Here is a 16505-nt window from a genome sequence, read left to right as displayed (position 1 = left end):
TTGACGACAGAGATCCGGGCGAGGGCGATTCCCCGTCGCCCGCCTGGCTCAGGGCGCAGGCGGGGCGGACGTAGCCGGGCGTTCCGCCGCGAGCGCACTCAGCAGCTCTTCGGTCTGCCGTGCCTTCGTGGTGTGGTGCTGGGCCCGGTACAGGGCGGCGGCTTCCTGCCAGCTGCGGCGGGCGTCGGTGTCCTGTCCCAGTTCCCGGTACACCGATCCGAGCCTGACCAGCGTGTCCGCGACCTGCGCGGAGTTGTCGGTCTCCCGGCACAGGCGTAGCGCCTGCCGGTAGTGTTCCAGCGCCTCGCCGTAGCGGCCCGCCTGCCGGGCGATGTAGGCCAGGCTGTCCAGAGCGGACGCCTCGCCGATGGGGTAGTCCGCCGCACGGAACAGGGCGAGCGCCGCCGTGCAGTGGCGCTGGGCGAGTTCCGTCTTGCCCAGCAGGGCGTTGTACCAGCCCACAGCGTTGACCGCGTTGGCCTGCCAGACCGGGTTGTCCAGGGTCCGGTAGAGCAGCAGCGCGTCCTCCGCGTGCCGTAGGGCCAGCTGGGGGTCATCCTGATGGTTCCGGATCCTGGCCAGGGTCCGATGGGCATGAGCCTGGCCCGCCGGGTCGCCGATCCGCTCGAACAGGGTGAGTGCCTGCCGCAGGTGCTCCACGGCCAGGATGTGCTCGCCCCGGTCGGTGCGGGTGCGGCCGAGCAGCCAGTGCGCGGTGGCCCGGGCCTCGGGGTCCTCCATTCTGTCCGCGGCGGTGAGGGCGGTGGTCCACACGGTGATCCCGTCCCGGACGTACCCTCTCTGCCGTTGGAAGGCGTCCAACGTCCACGCCATCTGCCAGGCCTGGCGGTGCAGGCCGTTCTCCAGGGCGAGTGCCTGTACCGCGAGCAGGCTCGGGCCCTCCGTGTCGAACCACGACATCGCCTCGTCCACGGCCGGCGCGTGGGCTGTGGCGCCGGCGGCCGGCGGATCCAGGGCTACCGGGTCACGGTGGGGGTAGAGCAGCCGGTCGGCGGCATGAGCGGTGTGCAGGTAGGAGTCGACCAGGCGGCGCAGCGCGGCCGAGCGCGCGGCGGCGGGACCCAGTTGTCCGCGTTCGACGGCGTACAGCCGCACCAGGTCGTGCATCCGGTACCGGCCGGGCGTGTGCTGGTGGAGGAGATGGACTCCCTCCAGATGGCGCAGCAGTCCTCGCGTACGGGACCGGCCGACCCCGCTGAGGCCGGCCGCGGCCAGCAGGCCGATGTCCGGCATCGGGGCCAGTCCCAGCAGGGTGAAGATCTGTGCGCTCCTCTCGTCCAGGGCGCCGAGGGTTGTTTCGAAGACGGCGCGTACGTCGGTGGTGAGGTCCCCGGTACTCAGCGCGTCGAGTCTGTCGGCGGCGTGCTCCAGCTCCGCCGCCAGGGCGGACAGCGGCAGACCTGGCCGGGCGGCCGCCCTGGCGCCGACGATCCCCAGAGCCAGGGGAAGCCCGGCGCAGCGCCGGACCAGCCCCTCCACCGCGTCCGGCTCCGGCGCCGGCCGGTCCGGCCCCAGGGCCCGGGTGAGGACCTCACGGGCCGCACCGTCGGGAAGCACCTCTAGACGCACCGGATGTGCACCGTGGCCGGCCAGCAGGGACGGGAGGTCGCTGCGGCTGGTGATCACGGCCAGGCAGCTGCTGCTGCCGGGCAGGAGAGGCCGTACCTGGTCGGCGTCACGGGCGTTGTCCAGCAGGACGAGCATGCGCCGGCCGGCGATCAGGGAGCGGTAGAGACCTGTACGGGCGTCGAGGTCCGTCGGCACCTCTTCGGGAGGAACACCGAGGGCGTCGAGGAAGCCGTAGAGCGCTGCCGATGCCGTGAGGGGAGCCGCGGCCGCGTCGTACCCGCGCAGATTGACGACGAGCTGCCCGTCCGGGAACTCATCGGCGTGCCGATGCGCCCACCACAGCGCCAGCACCGTCTTGCCAATGCCGCCCACCCCTGTGACGACGCCGATTGTCAGGCCGCCGTCCCCGTCGGGCGATCCGCTCAGCAGGCGGTCGAGGGCGGCGAGTTCGCTGCCCCGGCCGACCGGGGCGGCCGGACGGGGCGGCAACTGCCGGGGCGTCGGTCTCGACGGCCCGCCTTCCCCATGCGCCACCACCCGGTGCGGTATCCCGCCCAGGGCGGGGTCGGCGTCGAGAATCCGCCGGTGGAGGTCCCGTATCGCCGGGCCGGGATCGGTACCCATCTCCTCGGCCAGACGGCGCCTCAGGCGTGCGTAGTGGTCCAGCGCGTCGGCCGGCCGCCCACACCGGTACAGCGCCAGCATCAGCTGACCCGCGACCCGTTCGTCGAACGGCTGGTGCTCGGTCAGGACCGCGCCTTCGGCGACCGCCTGGTCGTACTGGCCCAGCGACAGTCTCAGGTCCACCAGGTCCAGCCTGATCGCCAGCCGCTCGGCCTCAAGCATGTCGCGCTGGCCGTTGAACCACGCGGTGTCCGTACCGGCGAACGCCTCCCCGCGCCATAGCGCCAGCGCTTCCTCCCCCAGCCGGACCGCGTCCTCGGCACGCTCCGCCGAACGAGCCAGGCGGACACATTCACGGAACCTGAGCACGTCCACCGCGTCGGGTGCCACCTCGATCCGGTACCCGCCCCGCGCCCGTGCCAGGTCCGCGGCGACACCGGCCCCGGCCAGCGCCTGCCGCAGCCGGGAGACATACCCGTAGAGGGTCTCCCGAGCCCGCTGTGGCGCGCTCTCCCCCCACAGGCGGTCGACCAGCGTGCCCGTGGAGACGACGCGGCCGGCATCCATGAGCAGGGCCGCCAGCACGAGTCTCTGACGCGCGTGCCCCACGTCGACGGGCTCCTGTCCCCGCCATACCTCGACGGTGCCCAGCAGGCCGAACACAACTGCCATCAGCGCCCCCTGGTGATCACGTCGCCCTTAAAGATCCATCCGACGCCGCCTCGATCCAAGGCCGATTCAAGACTTTCCGCAGGTTTTCCCAGGGCCGCGCCGCCACCGTGTGAGGGGCCCAACAGGGGCCCTCGTCCCTCCACCACGCACAAACCTTCCCACCTTCCCAAGGGGGCTGCATGAAGAAGAGAAGACTGCTGTCCGTGCTGCTCGGCGCGGCGATGGCGCTGGCCGCCGCCGTCGTCCCGCCGTCAACCGCAACCGCCGCCGTCGTACCGCCGTCAACCGCCACCGCCGCAGCGCCGCAGGCCGCCGCCGCCTGTATCGGCGACGACGGGGGCACGCACAAGGTCCAGGTCCTCTACGTGCGTTCACCCGCGGGCGCCGACCGTTACGCCGAGATGGCGGACGAGTTCAACGTGATGGCCAACGAGATAGGCAATGTCGTCAACAAATCGGCGTTGAAGACGGGCGGGGAGCTCAACGTCCGCTACGTCCGGAACAGCGACTGCGCCGCCAACATCGGCAACGTGGTTGTCTCGTCCACCACCAACATCATGGACTTCGACGCCGTGGTGCGGGACCTGGAATCGAAGGGGTACAACAGAACCGACCGCAAGTATCTGATCTTCGCGCAGACAGCCGCCTTCTGCGGCCTGGCCGCCCGCGGAACGTTCGATTCCGGACCCTCGTACGCCATGGTCGGCTCGGGCTGCTGGTCCTGGAACGCGGCCGGACACGAACTGCTGCACACGCTGGGCGCCGTGAACATCAAGGCACCCCACGGCACGGCCGGTGGCCACTGCTGGGACGACGCTGACATCATGTGCTACGACGACGATGACAACCCTGCCACGTATCCGCTGCAGGACCTGTGCCCCAAGGCGTTCGGGGACGACATCGACTGCAACAGCGACGACTACTTCAGCGCCAATCCCCCCGCGGGCACCTGGCTGGCGAACAACCCAGGGTCGAACGTCGCCAAGAGCCCCTTCCTGACCACCCTCACGAAGTATCACGTGATCTACACGGGGGAGAAGGCCGTCACCACCGCGCGCGCCGGAGCAACCGCGTACGTGACCAAGTACCAGTCGGAGATGGGCTGGACGGCGAAGGCGAAGATCGTGACAAGCTTCAGCAGCCCGTTCTACTCCTCCGTGCTCGCTGTGCGCACCACCGCCGGTACCCGGTACGTGCCGCCGGCCGGCGTCCCCCGTGGATCGTCCGCCCACGTCACCATCGACATGGACACGGTGCTCGACGTCAAGCTCTGTGAGGGCAACGCCGCCGCGAAGAGCGGATGCACCGCCACATGGTGGTGACCGCCCGGCCCACGGCCCGGACCGACTGAAGATCGGACATTCTCTCCACGTACACGCTGTCCCGCCCCCGCCCCCGCCCTCGCAGCGGCAGCACACTGCGAGCGCGGGGGCGGGACCAGTGCGGTGCGAGCAGCCCGGCGGACCCGGTGATACGTACACCTCTTCCGGGTGCGGAGGTGGCAACCGTGAGCACCGGGGAAGGATCACGCGACGCGCCGGATCGAGCAGCTGCGCCGGGCTGGGCACAGTGTGCTGGGTAGCGGAGCGCGCCTTCGCCTGACCGCACCAGTTCAAACGGCTCCGCATCCGCTAAGACGTCGTTTCTTATGGCTGCGGTGAGGACGGGGCGGCCTCAGGGAAGCCCAGTTCATCCAGCAGCGCGTCGAACAGTTCCTCTACGAAGGTCTCCCGTGCGCGGAGCAGTTCCTCGATCCGGGACTGCTGCGCCGCGGTCTGGACACCAGCTGCTGAAGCCCACACGAGAGCGCCTTCGGCGTCGGCCGGCACCTCCGCATCGAGTTCTGCGCGTTTATGCCTGATGGCCTCTTCGAACTCCGGGGTGGTCACCCACAGGCTCACGTCGTCTACGTCCTCGGGTTCCTCGACGAGGAGAGCCGCAGCATTGTCCAGGTTGAGCCACGCCTGCCAGCGGTGCCCGTCGGTGTTCAGGCCTGTCACGAGAGCGATGCTGCTGTCGGAGACATCAGCTACGCAGGCCGGTGCACCGGTCCATTCGACCAAGGCGGACAGGTCCTTGTCCTCCCAGACACCTTGCTCCAATTGCAGGGTCTGCCAGCCACCCGGTCGCGGCTGCCACTCATGCACGTCGTCCCCCAGCCCTGGATCGCTGCCGCCGAACAGGGGTGCTTCCAGTAGCGGGCGCTCGCTGCACGCAAAGACCAGATGACCGGAAAAGCCCATGGAACCTCCTCGTGGATACCAGCGCACCCTACGAGCCGTCACTGACACCACCGGCGCCGGCCAGCTGTTGCTCCCGACCGACTGGCTCACCGGATCAGTCGGCGGTAGCCGATAAGGGTCGCGGCTATGCCGACAAAGGCGAGGAAGTGCTCGGCCTTGCGTTCGTAGCGACGGTGGAGGCGACGGCAGCCGGCCGGCCAGGACACGGTCCTCTCGACCACCCACCGATGTCGGCCCAGCCGCTGTGAGGACTCGATGCCCTTGCGGGCGATGCGGTGGCGGATTCCCCGCGCGCGGAGCCACCGGCGCAAGTGGTCGTAGTCGTATCCCTTGTCGGCGTGCAGTTTCGCCGGGCGCCGGCGGCGCGGGCCCCGGCGGGAGCGGATGGGCGGGATACCGCGCACGAGCGGTTCAAGGCCCTGGCTGTCGTGCATGTTGGCACCGGAGATGCCCAGAGACAACGGCAGTCCGTTCCGGTCGGTGAGCAGGTGAATCTTCGATCCCAGCTTGCCGCGATCGGTCGGATTCGGTCCCGTCAGTGGCCCCCTTTTGCAGCTCGGACGCAGACGGAGTCGATCGCGCACCGCGACCAGTCCAGCTCGCCTCGGGCGCCGAGCTCGTCGAGGACGACGCGATGGAGCCGGGCCCAGACCCGGTCCCGGCTCCACTGGGCAAAGCGTCGGTAGACCGTGGGCCACGCCGGGCCGAACACCGGCGGGAGCTGCCTCCAGGTGCAGCCCGAAGTGGCCACGAAGATGATCGCAGCGAGAGCCTCGCGGTCACCGGCCCGGCGTCGGCCCCCGCCCTGCGGGCGCTTCACCTCAGTTGGCGGCACCACCCGCCGGAACAGCACCCATAATCCCTCCGGCACCAACCGTTCGACCAGACCCGTCATGCACGGAACAACGAACGATCACACCAAAGGAAACGACGTCTAAGCCCACGTCCGACTCCGCCTCCAGCGCGACGCCATCGACACCCTCAGCACCACGCTCGGCAGCTTGGAGATCACCGAGACGACCTACGGCGACGGCGATGGACCGCCAGCCTGCGCAGCCCTCGTCCGCTGACGTTGCCGTCAACTACTGCCGTCACCCCACGCAGACGCCTCGCCAGACACCGCCTGACGGGGCGTCAAATTCACTTACACACATCCACAAGCAAATGGAAATTCAACAAACAGCGACATCAACGCGAAATTCACACATAACCTCCGTGATCGAGTAATAAATACCGTCTCACCGAAAGGGAGATTTCATCTTGCACGAAGCGCCACCGAGAACCTTCATCAGTGCAATGGGTGCCGTGTACCCGAGTCTCTGCACCACGGATCCTGACAGTAGGAAGGCGTCACATCCGCCTGTCCATTCAGAGAGTGGTGCGCGCCAAATTCACCACGATCCCAGCAAATCGCCGTAGGCCTCTGACCGCTTCTTAGTTCGCAAAATTCCTCGACGGCCGCACGAATATCAGCTACCGGCAGCGTATTGCGGGGCTCGAACAGCCTCCAATCGTGCAAATCAGCAACAACGTTTTGATCCAACACCGGCGGTTCCGGATTCCTAGAGGTCCATACGCTCCTCGCAATCTCCCGATCCACTCGAACTACGGAATCCTCGGGAACTTGCCACCTCAATGCGCCATATCCCGTAAGCGGATTTGTCGAGACTTGAAGACAGCTGTCAAAGTGCCGATCTGATTTCATCGGATCCCTATGCGGCGCCAAGAGCACAAACGTTGCAAGAATGCCACCCTTTGGCTGTCCAACCACATCTGGACCTCGGTCGGGTCCGCCGGTCACCAACTCGCTAATCAAGCGCCTAAGAATAGCTTCCGATACTGCATGATATGTCGTACCGCCATTGAAAATAGTCAGAATCATTATTATCCTCCAACGTTCGCAGGTGAGGCGATGCGGAATACTGAAATTAGACCGGCCCCACCCCGGAGGATTCTACCCCAGGGCAGGGCCAGCCAGATATTGCACCTCTTAAGACTAACCGCCGCCCAGCATAGTTACCCCGTGCCAGCCCTCTTTGGTGCGCCAAACGGATGTCAGGCTAGACCCTCTTGGTAGAATTGCAGACACCCCAGTCATGCATGAATAGGGACCAGAACAAACCCCGTCAGAATTGTTGATTACGACTGTCGCCCTCTGAACGCCATTGCTTCTCATGGCCAAAGCGATCTTGGTTTCTACATGAGATGCGGCCGCGAACCCGCCTGCAGCGTCGTGAGGCGCGCCAGATTTTCTGAGCGCGTCCCTCACTTGCACGAATGAACCATTCTCACCGCTTGATACAGGAGCTCCGACTCTATTTCCAGCATCATCAACGACCTGACCAGTCGTAATCTTGCTGCCTGCCAACTCGTCCGCGATGTCGTCGAGCGGATTGCAGTTGTGAACCAGGACCGGCGTGGCCCCCGCCAGCACATAGTACGTGTGGACGCCGGCGACGGTGAGGTTGTGGACTCGTTCGCTGCGGTGGCTGTTGTCGATCGCGGTGATCTGGATCCAGGTGCCCGATGAGGTCTGGAGCCACATGCCCGGCTTGAGCTGCTGGGCCTTGACCCACTTGCCCGCGTCCGGGAGCCAGAAGAGGTGTGCCGAGGTTGAGGTGATCTTGGCCGGTTTAGCCTGGCCGTTCTTGCCGTCGGGGTCGACGGTGAGGGTGGTCAGGTGCTTGTCGCTCTTGTGGTTGCGGGTGTTGGTGACTTCGCGGGCCCTGGTGTCGCCCGTCTCCGGGTCGGTGGCCAGGACCTGCTCGCCGACGTTCAGGTCCTCGATGTTCTTGCTGGACCCGTCCGCCATCACCACGCGCGTGCCCGGCACGAAGCTGTTCTTGCAGCTCGGTGCCTCCCGCGGTGTGGCCGCTGGTGCGTCCTTCGGCGCGGCCGGTGCTGCCTTCGCGGTGTCGGCCGCTGTGTCTGTGGCCTTCACCGTGCCGGCCACGTTGTCCGCGGTCTTCGCACCGTCGGAGATGGCGTCGACGGCCTTGACCGTCTTGGACGTCAGCCGTGCCCCCGTCGCCACGCTGCCCGCGAACGGGATCATCCCCGCCGCGGAGATTCCGGCGTCGACCCAGTTGCCCTCGGCCGCGTACCAGATCGCGTTCGCACCGTCGGCGACCTCACCGATCACCGGCACCTGACCCGCGACATCCAGCACCGCGTGCCCGACGTCCGAGATCGAGATGTCGACGCCGAACAGGTGACCGTCCAGCTCCACGAAGGCGATCGGATTGCCGCCCGCGAACGCGTACCGGTTGCCCGTGTACGGGTCACTGCCCAGCGTCATGTCCGCCAGCGCGCCGTTGTACATGTCCCGCGTCAAGAACCGGTTCAGCCCCGGGTCATAGTTGCGGAACCCCATGTCGTACGTACTCGACGCGGCGTCGTAGCGCTTGCCGTTGTACCGGTACTCGTTGTACGGCTCCGCCGCCGGGTTCTGGGCGTCCGGCTTGTCCGCGCCGGTGAAGAGCTTCGACTCGTCCGAGCCGTAGGCGGTGTACCCGTACGTCGCCCGGGTCGTGCCGTCGTCCTTCGTGATCGCCTCCACATCACCCTTGGGGTGATACGTGAACTGCGAGTACTCCTTGCTCCCGTCGTCCTTGTGCTTGATCTGCGTCAGCTGCTGACCCCACGGCGACCACTGATAGGACTTCGTCGCCTTGCCCGCGACCTCCTCCCGCAGGACCTTGCTGTCCATGCCCAGATAGGTGAAGGCCGTGGTCTTGCCGCTCGTCCCCGACGTGGTCTGCGACTGCGTACGGTCGAAGGCGTCGTAGACGTACGAGGTCGTCCTCGCCGAACCACCGCTGCCCGCGGTGTGCTTGGCCATCCGGTCGAAGCCGTCGTAGGTGTACTTCTCCTGCGTCGACCCATTGGAGGACACCGTGTCCAGGCGGCCGAGCGGGTCGTAGTTGTAGGTCGAGGACACCCCGGCCGTGGTGTTCTTCAGCAGGCGGTTGCGGTCGTATGTCGAGGACGTGGTGACCCCGCCGACCGTCTGGCTGACGACATTGGAGTTGGCGTCGTACTGATAGGACTCCGTCCCCGCGCCGTCACCGGTCTTGGTGACTTTCCTGATCCGGTCCTGCGGGTCGTACTCGAAGGACGACACCGTGTCCAGGTACGCCGAGGAGTCGTCGGCGTTCATGACCTTCGCCGTGTCCTTCGAGCGGTTCCCGTTCGGGTCGTACTCCAGGTCGTGCCGGGCGACCACCGCGCCGGCCGAGGTCTTCTCCAGTACCGACTTGGCCGGACCGTCGAGGAAGTAGGTGAAGTCGACGGTGTTGCCGTTCGCCTTCGTCTGCTTCAGCGGCTGGTTCCGGTCGGTGTAGGTCTGGGTGAAGATCTGCTGATTGCCGGCCGTCGGCGAATCGGCGTTGGTGACCTTCGAGATCTTGTCCCGGATGTCGTACTCGATCTTCGACCAGGTCAGGTCGTGCGTGGAGCTGGTGATGTTGCCGTTGACGTCGTAGTCCAGCGCGGTCGTGTTCTTGACCGTGCTGCCCGACTTCTCCTCCACCTTCGACAGCTGGTTGAGCCCGTCGTAGGCAATGGCGTAGCTGTCGATCTTGGCACCTGCCGCGAGGTCCTTGACCTCCACCAGGTTGGCGTTGGCGTCGTAGCGGTAGGTGAAGTCCTTCTTCTCGTTGTCGGTTTCGCCCGTGTTCGAGCGGACCAGCTTCACCGCGTCGGCGACCACCGTGCCGTTCGCCGCGTCCGTCAGCGTGATCTTCTGGGCCGCGGCCTCCGTGAAGGAGTACGAGCCCAGGGAGATCCACTCGTTGGAGCGCGTCGACTGGTCGACCGTCTTGGTCACCTCACCCGTGGCGTGGGTGACCTTGAAGGAAGCGTCCGAAGCCGCACCCGTCACATCACCGTGCCGGACGAAGACCTCGTACGAGCCGTCCTGAGGGATGTTCAGCTGCCACACGAACTGCGAGGTGCCGTCGCCCTTGGCGTGCGTACGGACGTCGTAGCCCCACTGGCCGGTCGCCTGGGAGGCGTCCCAGTAGCCCTGGGTCGCGGTGTTGTTGACGTCCGTCGAGTCGACGAGCGCGACCTGCTTGCCCACCGGGATACCGTCGTCGGAGCGGGCCCTCTGGTTGCCCGACGGGTAGAAGTCCCAGGTCATCGTGCGCTGCGAGGAACCGCCGGCCGAGGTCAGCGTGTTCTTGGTCTGCTGGCCCAGGTCGTTGTAGTCGTACGCCGTCGAGATGTCGAACGCATCCGTCGACGACTTCGTCCAGCCGTTGTCGAAGTAGGTGTACTTCGTGTCGTTGCGGACGGTCTGGCCCTGCGACGGCGGTGCGGACAGCCGCTCCAGCTGGCCGACCTCGTCGTAGAAGTAGAACGTCTTGTCCGGGCTTCCGGAGTCGGAGTCACCCGCCTTGAACGGGCTCAGCCGCTCCTTGACCCGGTTCAGTTCGTCGTACTTCGACTCGGCGACAAAGTCCGTGGCGTCGCCGGTGGTCTCGACGCCGCGTGGGCTGACGACCTTGGTCTGGTTGCCGACCTGGTCGTACTCGAACTTGGTGGTCCGGTACGTGATCGTGCCGGAGCCGTCCTTGGAGTGCGGAACCTTCTGTTCGGTGAGCGCACCGCGCTCGTCATACGTCAGAAGGGTCTTGTTGTTCTCCGCGTCCGTCGTGGAGAGAGTGAGTGAGTCCTTGTCGTAGGTGGTCGACGCGGTCTTGCCCGCAGCGTCCGTGACCAGGAACGGCCGGTGGTTGAGGTCGTAATCGGCCTTGACCGTGAAGTCGTCCGGATCCGCCGATGCGTTCTTCTTCGGATCGATCATCTTCACGACGTTGCCGACGTTGTCGTACACCGAGACCGCGGTGTCGCCCTTGGCGTTGGTGGCACGCGTCGGCTGGTAGATCTCGTCGTACGCCATCCTGGTGGTGTACGAGCCGGCCACCGCACCGGCCTCGTTGCCCTTCGGCTCCGTCACCGACAGGACGTTGCCGACCTTGTCGTAGGTGCGAGTCGTCTTGCGTCCGGGGGCTGCGGCCTCGTCACCGGGCGCGATCGACTCGGTGATCTGGTCGGTGGCGTCGAAGACCGATGTCGACACCGCGCCCGAGGGCGAGGTGACCTTGGTGACGTTGTCGTTGACGTCGTAGACGGGCGCGGGAACGGTGATGAACTGCCCGTCCGCCGCGCTCTTGGGTGCCTTCTGCTCCTTCGGCCGGCCGAAGGTGTCATACGCCTGGGTCGTCTTCGCGCCCTTGGCGTTCACCGCCTCCTGGACCTGGCCCCGCTCGTCGTAGACGTATGTCGAAGCCTTGCCCAGCGCGTCCGTGATGGTCGCCGGGTAGCCGGTTGGGCCGAATGCGCTGTTGGTGGTCGGGTTGCCGTTGGCGTCAGTGGCCTTGGTGAGCTGGCCGTAGGAGTCGTACTCGTACTTCGTGGTGTAGTCGTCGACCGTTGTGGTGGCGACGCCCTTGGGGTCGGTGACCGTCTTCAGGTTGCCGAACGTGTCGTAGCCGAACTGGTGCGTGCGGCCCTCGGGGGACGTCTTCCTGAAGATGTCGGCCGAGTACCCGTCCACACGGGTCTGGTACTCGTACTTGGCCGCGTTGGCCGGGTAGGTGCCCGGGGCGCAGTCCGAGGACGGGGGTACGCCCGCCTTGTTGTTCTCGGCGTCACGCTGCCAGAGCGGGTAGCCGGTCTTCTGGTCGTAGCAATAGGCGGTCTTGGCGCCGTTGGCTTCTTCGAGGTAGGTGACGTTGTTGTCCGCGTCCCACGACATCTTCGTGGTCTGGGACTTGGCGTTGGTGATCTGGACCGGGCGGCCGAAGTCGTCGGTCACGTAGTCCGTGGCGTGGCTCTCCGCGTCGGTGAGCTTGGTGTCGGTGAACTTGGTGTTCGCCGTGTTCGGCTTGTACGCGAAGCCGGTGGTGAAGTTCTTGCGATCAGTGATCGTCTGCGTCCACCAGTGGTACTTCGGGTCGTCTCCCTCCTTCGGGTAGTAGTACGCCAGGCCGGTCGCGTTGCCCCGCGGGTCGGTGGCCTTGACCAGCTTGACGTTCTTGTTGCCCTGCGTGGCGTCGTAGGTGAACTTGAAGTCCTTCGGCGCACCGTTGGTGGAGCCGTCACCGTCGGTGAACTGTCCGAGCAGGCCCTTGGTGGTGTAATAGAAGGAGATCTTGCGGCCGGAGATGTCCGTCATGGACTTCACGTGGTCGTAGATCTTGGAGTTGTTCAGGTTGGTGCCTGAGACCTTGGCGCCCGCGTCGTCGATGTACGCGTAGGTGGCGTCGCCCTTGCCGTAGTAGTCGACGGTCAGGGTCTTACGGCCGGCCGGGTCGGTGATGTACTTCAGGAACTTGGTCGGCTTGTTGTTGGACTTGCGCTCTTCGTAGGTATAGCTCTGCGTGTTGCCGTTCTTGTCGACGGCGGACGTCATGTAACCGTCGCAGCCGAACAGGAAGCGGGTCCCGTCCGGGCGCGTGAGCGTCCACGCGTCAGGGACGGGGTCCTTGGTCGGCTTGCAGTCCAGGCCGGACTTCATCGTGACCTTGTAGTGGACGCCCGCCGGCGCCTTCCACGACTCGTCCGCCTGCTTGCGGAAGACGTGCGTGGTGCCGTCACCGTCCGGCAGCCGGATCTCGGTCGGGTTCGGGTTGGGGTGGAAGTCCAGCGGCGCGCCGAGCCGGGTCGGGCCGGCGAGCTGGCCGGACCAGCCGTGGCCGAGGACGGTGTCCGAGGTGTCCTGGGTGTTGTACGCCAGGCGCGCGAAGGTGCTCAGCCCGCGGCCCGGGTTGCTGAAGGCGTTGTACGACCAGACGCTGTTGCCGGACGCCGTGTTGTTCATCAGCGACGAGCCCGCGCCGGTGTTCTTGCCCGCATACGAGTAGAACTTCTCCAGACCCAGCTGGTTGGAGGTCGGGTCCTCCACCGCCACGTTCTGCTTCAGCGAGGGGATGCCGCCGGTGCCTGCGGACAGCCAGCTGCCGTCCGAGATCCTGCGTACGTCCCAGCCCAGCACGTAGTCGTTGCGCTTGTTCCCCGAGTCGGCGTTGATGGGGGTCTTGACCTGCGCCTGGATCGTTGCCGACTTGCCCGGCAGCAGCGCCGGGATCGCGGTCGAGAGCTGGTTGCCGCCGTTGGTGACGTCCGTGCCGTCGGGCAGCTTCCAGGTGTACGACATCTGGCGCTCACCGGCCGCCCAGGCGCTGCTGGTGGTGTTGGTGACCGTCATGTCCACCGTGTAGGTGGAGTTCGGGGTCATGCGCGACGGGGTGGTCGGCGCGTAGTACGTGTCCTCGGTGGTGGAGTCGACGTAGATGACCTGCATGTACGGCCGCAGCTGCGGGTCGGAGGCTTCGGACGACAGGAACAGGGTGCGTTCCTGGGGGCCGGTGGTGGTCTCGTCCTTCAGCTTGACCAGGACGCCCTTGTTGTTGGCCGGGGTCTTGACCCAGGACTGCATCAGTCCGGTGGCGTCCCACCAGTGACGCCCGACCTCGTCGGTGATCTGCGGAACGGTGTCGGAGACGGTGGCGGAGAAGTCACCGCCCGCGGTGGTCCACGGCGTCGTGGAGTTCGCGTTGTTCCACGTGGCCTGGGTCTCGGTGAAGTCCCGGGTCAGGGAGTGGAGTTCGTAGATCGCACCATTGGTCGTGCTGGTGGTCTCCGCGCCCCACATGTACATCTTGTTCTCCAGCACCGTGGCGGTGGTGGGGATGGATGTGGTGGGGAACTTCACGACGGCGCGGGTCTTGCCGTACGTGCCGGAGTTGTTGCCCACGCTCAGCCATGCCTGCGCCTTGCCGGAGACCAGACCGTCGTGGTTGACGGTCGGCTGCTGCGAGGACAGCGTGGTGTCGGTCTGGCCCGCCTGGATGATCTTCATCGTCCGGCCGGCCTTCGGGATGCCCACGATCCGGGTCGGCGACCCGAGCAGCTGCCCGCTCCTGGTCTTGACCGCGAGCTGGTAGTAGTACGACTTCCCGATCTCGCTGGAAGAGGAGTCCGGGGTCGGCACCGCCGTGGTGTCCGTGTACGCCGTCGTGGTCGACGCGATCGGCGCGATCAGCGTCGCCGCGGACGGCGTGAAAACCTGCTGCGTGGAGCGGTGCAGCTGGTACTCCACGATGTCCAGACCGCTGTCACCACTGCCGTTGCCGTACGCCGGCCACGAAAGCTCCGGACCGGTGGAGTGAACCACCGTCGGCGAATTCAGCGACGTACCGACCGCCCCGTACGTCACCGTCAGACGCGGATACGTGGACGTCTCACCGCCGTAGGCGTTGCCGTCGGCCGCCTCGTAACGCGGGCCGCCCTGCGGCGCGGTGCCCGACTCGTCCGCGGCCTTGAGCACGAAACCGTGGTTGACAGCCGTGCCCGAGACCCACTTCTGGACCGTGTCCGCGACGGGGAAGTCATGCCACTTGTTGTAATCCCAGGCGCCCTTGGTGATCTCGGCGGGATTCACCAGCCGCACCGAGTCGGCCAGCGTACGGGTGGTGGCCGAGCCGGTGTCACCGAGGACGATCTTCCCGGCGTTGCCCTTGGCGAAGCTCAGCTCCGCCGCGTCCAGGGTCTTCCATACACCGCCGTTACCGGTCTGGTTGACCGTGTAGTTCTTCGTGCCCCCGTTGTGGGTGACCGTGTACGGGGCGGCCGTGGCCGCGTCCGCCGCCGCCGGGTAATGCACGTCCACCCGGTACGTGTCGGTCTCCGGGACCCTCGGCTGCCAGGTGTACGACTCGCCCGTGAGCGCGTTCTTGTTGTAGGCGTAGTCGTCATTGGTCGCCGCGCCGCCCGTGGTCGTGCCCCGCGGCCACTCGCCGACCGCCGCCGTACCGGCATCACCATCGTCCAACTGCACCGTCGTACCCGACAGTTCACCGACCAGCGCGCTGGTATTGGACCAGGTCGCGGGCGACGCGCCCGACTCGCTCCACGCCCCGGTGGCCCGGTGCGCCTCAAGGGCGACAACATTGCCGTTGGTGGTGTGCGACTGGTCGTAGTACATGCTCAACCGTGCCGCATCGACCTTCACCCCCGCCGGGACCTCGTTCAGCGGGAACTTGATCAGCGACCGGGCGATGCCGGTGTCGGTCTTGCCGACCGACAGCTTCCAGGTGTTGTTGAAGTTCGTCGTCGGCTGGTCCGACAGGACCATCGTGTCCTCGGAGGCCGAGGCGTTCGGCGTGATCGTGATCGTCGGGTCGATGACGACCGGGTACTGGCGTTCCTTCGCCGCAAGCCACTTGGCGTCCGGCGTGACGGTCAGCTTCCAGCCCTTGCCGTCGGCGTCCCGGGTCAGCTTCTGGGTGACCTCGGTGCTGTACGTGCCGCCGGTGACCGACCCCGGATCCTTCTTCGCGTCCGTCATGTACGGAGCCGGGATCACCATCACCGGAGTACCCGGAGCCTCCCCGAAGAAGGCGACCGAGCCGTCCTTGCGCGCCTTCGGCGTCAGACCGCCCTCGGTGTCCAAGGTGAAGGTGAACGACACCGGACCCGCCGGACGTTCGGCGAGGACGATGTCCTCCTTCACCTCACCGTTGCCGACCCGGTACGACAGGTCCGCACCCACGACCGCGTCCTTGTAGACGACCCGGTCGCCCTTCGCCTCCGGCTTGAGCGCACCAGCACCGGCCAGGCCGAACGTGACCGCCCCGCCGCCCTCCGCCTCGAAACGCATCAGCCTGCCCGCGTCAGAGCCGAACCAGCTCTTCCCGGTGTTCGCGGTGTTGGCGAAATCGAAGCCCTTGTCCTCGGTGGCACGCACCTCGGTATCGATCGGCTTCCACGTACTCCCGGACCTGTACGAGGTCGGTGTCGCCGTCAGCTCGGCCTCGATCCGGCCATCCGACAGCTGCCAGAAACGCGCCTGCGACGTACGCTTCCCGGTCAGCTCCTTGACCCGCTTCGCCTTCGGAAGCTTCTCGCCCTTCGCCAGCTTCTCCCGGCTCGGAATCTCCAGCTTCCCGCCGACCGGCGGCTTGGCCAGTTCCCTTTCTTCCTCGTCGTCCGAAAACCAGCCCTTGACCGTGTCGACAACGCCCTTGCCGTCGTCTTCCTTGGGTGCCGGGGCGGCGTAAGCCACCTGCGGCAGCGCAGTACCTGCGACCGCCGACACCACAAGACAGGAGATGAGTCTCCCCAGCCTTACTTTCACAATGCCCTTTCTGGGGCGGCCCTTTCCGCGGAAAGTGGGCACGCCAATCAAACCGACCCGAAACTTCAGGCCGGCAGCGGGGTGAACATGCGTCACCCCTGGCCAGGGGCATGGTGATTTCTAGTCAGGTCGACCGGGCGACGTCAACCCTTCGGACATTCGGGGACGAATGGCGGCCCAATGGCGGGCGGTTCACCCCTTTCTTTCGGTCGCTTGCGCTGCTGTTTCGC

Annotated in this window: 6 protein-coding genes; 1 reads left to right on the top strand and 5 read right to left on the bottom strand. The window is 66.4% G+C overall.

Features of this window, described 5'->3' with window-relative positions:
* Window positions 1-48 precede the first annotated feature (48 nt).
* On the bottom strand, window positions 49-2886 hold the full coding sequence (locus ACFRKB_RS28845) for an AfsR/SARP family transcriptional regulator (RefSeq protein WP_383109464.1): 2838 nt from the start codon (window positions 2884-2886) through the stop codon (window positions 49-51).
* A 179-nt stretch (window positions 2887-3065) separates the two neighbouring features.
* Between ACFRKB_RS28845 and ACFRKB_RS28840 the strand changes: the two genes are divergently transcribed.
* Entirely contained in the window at window positions 3066-4208 is a 1143-nt protein-coding gene (locus ACFRKB_RS28840) for a hypothetical protein (RefSeq protein WP_383109463.1), read from the top strand.
* 324 nt (window positions 4209-4532) lie between these two features.
* Here the strand turns inward: ACFRKB_RS28840 and ACFRKB_RS28835 are convergent, their stop codons facing one another.
* The 4 genes from ACFRKB_RS28835 to ACFRKB_RS28820 form a co-directional block, all read right to left on the bottom strand.
* Window positions 4533-5129 carry a hypothetical protein gene (locus tag ACFRKB_RS28835; protein WP_383109462.1) on the bottom strand — a complete coding sequence of 199 codons (597 nt, stop codon included), beginning with the start codon at window positions 5127-5129 and terminating at the stop codon, window positions 4533-4535.
* Window positions 5130-5215: 86 nt separating this feature from the next.
* Window positions 5216-6024, bottom strand: a protein-coding gene (locus ACFRKB_RS28830; RefSeq protein WP_383109461.1) for an IS5 family transposase whose coding sequence is annotated in 2 segments (ribosomal slippage) — window positions 5216-5682 and window positions 5682-6024 — 810 coding nt in all. Because the reading frame shifts where the segments join, the coding sequence is not laid out codon by codon here.
* Window positions 6025-6417: 393 nt separating this feature from the next.
* Window positions 6418-6834, bottom strand: coding sequence for an Imm1 family immunity protein (locus ACFRKB_RS28825; protein ID WP_383109538.1), 417 nt, complete (start codon window positions 6832-6834; stop codon window positions 6418-6420).
* A gap of 291 nt (window positions 6835-7125) precedes the next feature.
* Window positions 7126-16203, bottom strand: coding sequence for a golvesin C-terminal-like domain-containing protein (locus ACFRKB_RS28820; protein WP_383109459.1), 9078 nt, complete (start codon window positions 16201-16203; stop codon window positions 7126-7128).
* Window positions 16204-16505 lie beyond the last annotated feature (302 nt).

It is taken from the genome of Streptomyces scopuliridis, from assembly GCF_042790125.1.
Lineage (GTDB): Bacteria > Actinomycetota > Actinomycetes > Streptomycetales > Streptomycetaceae > Streptomyces > Streptomyces scopuliridis_A.
This window is presented reverse-complemented; position numbering and strand designations above follow the sequence as displayed.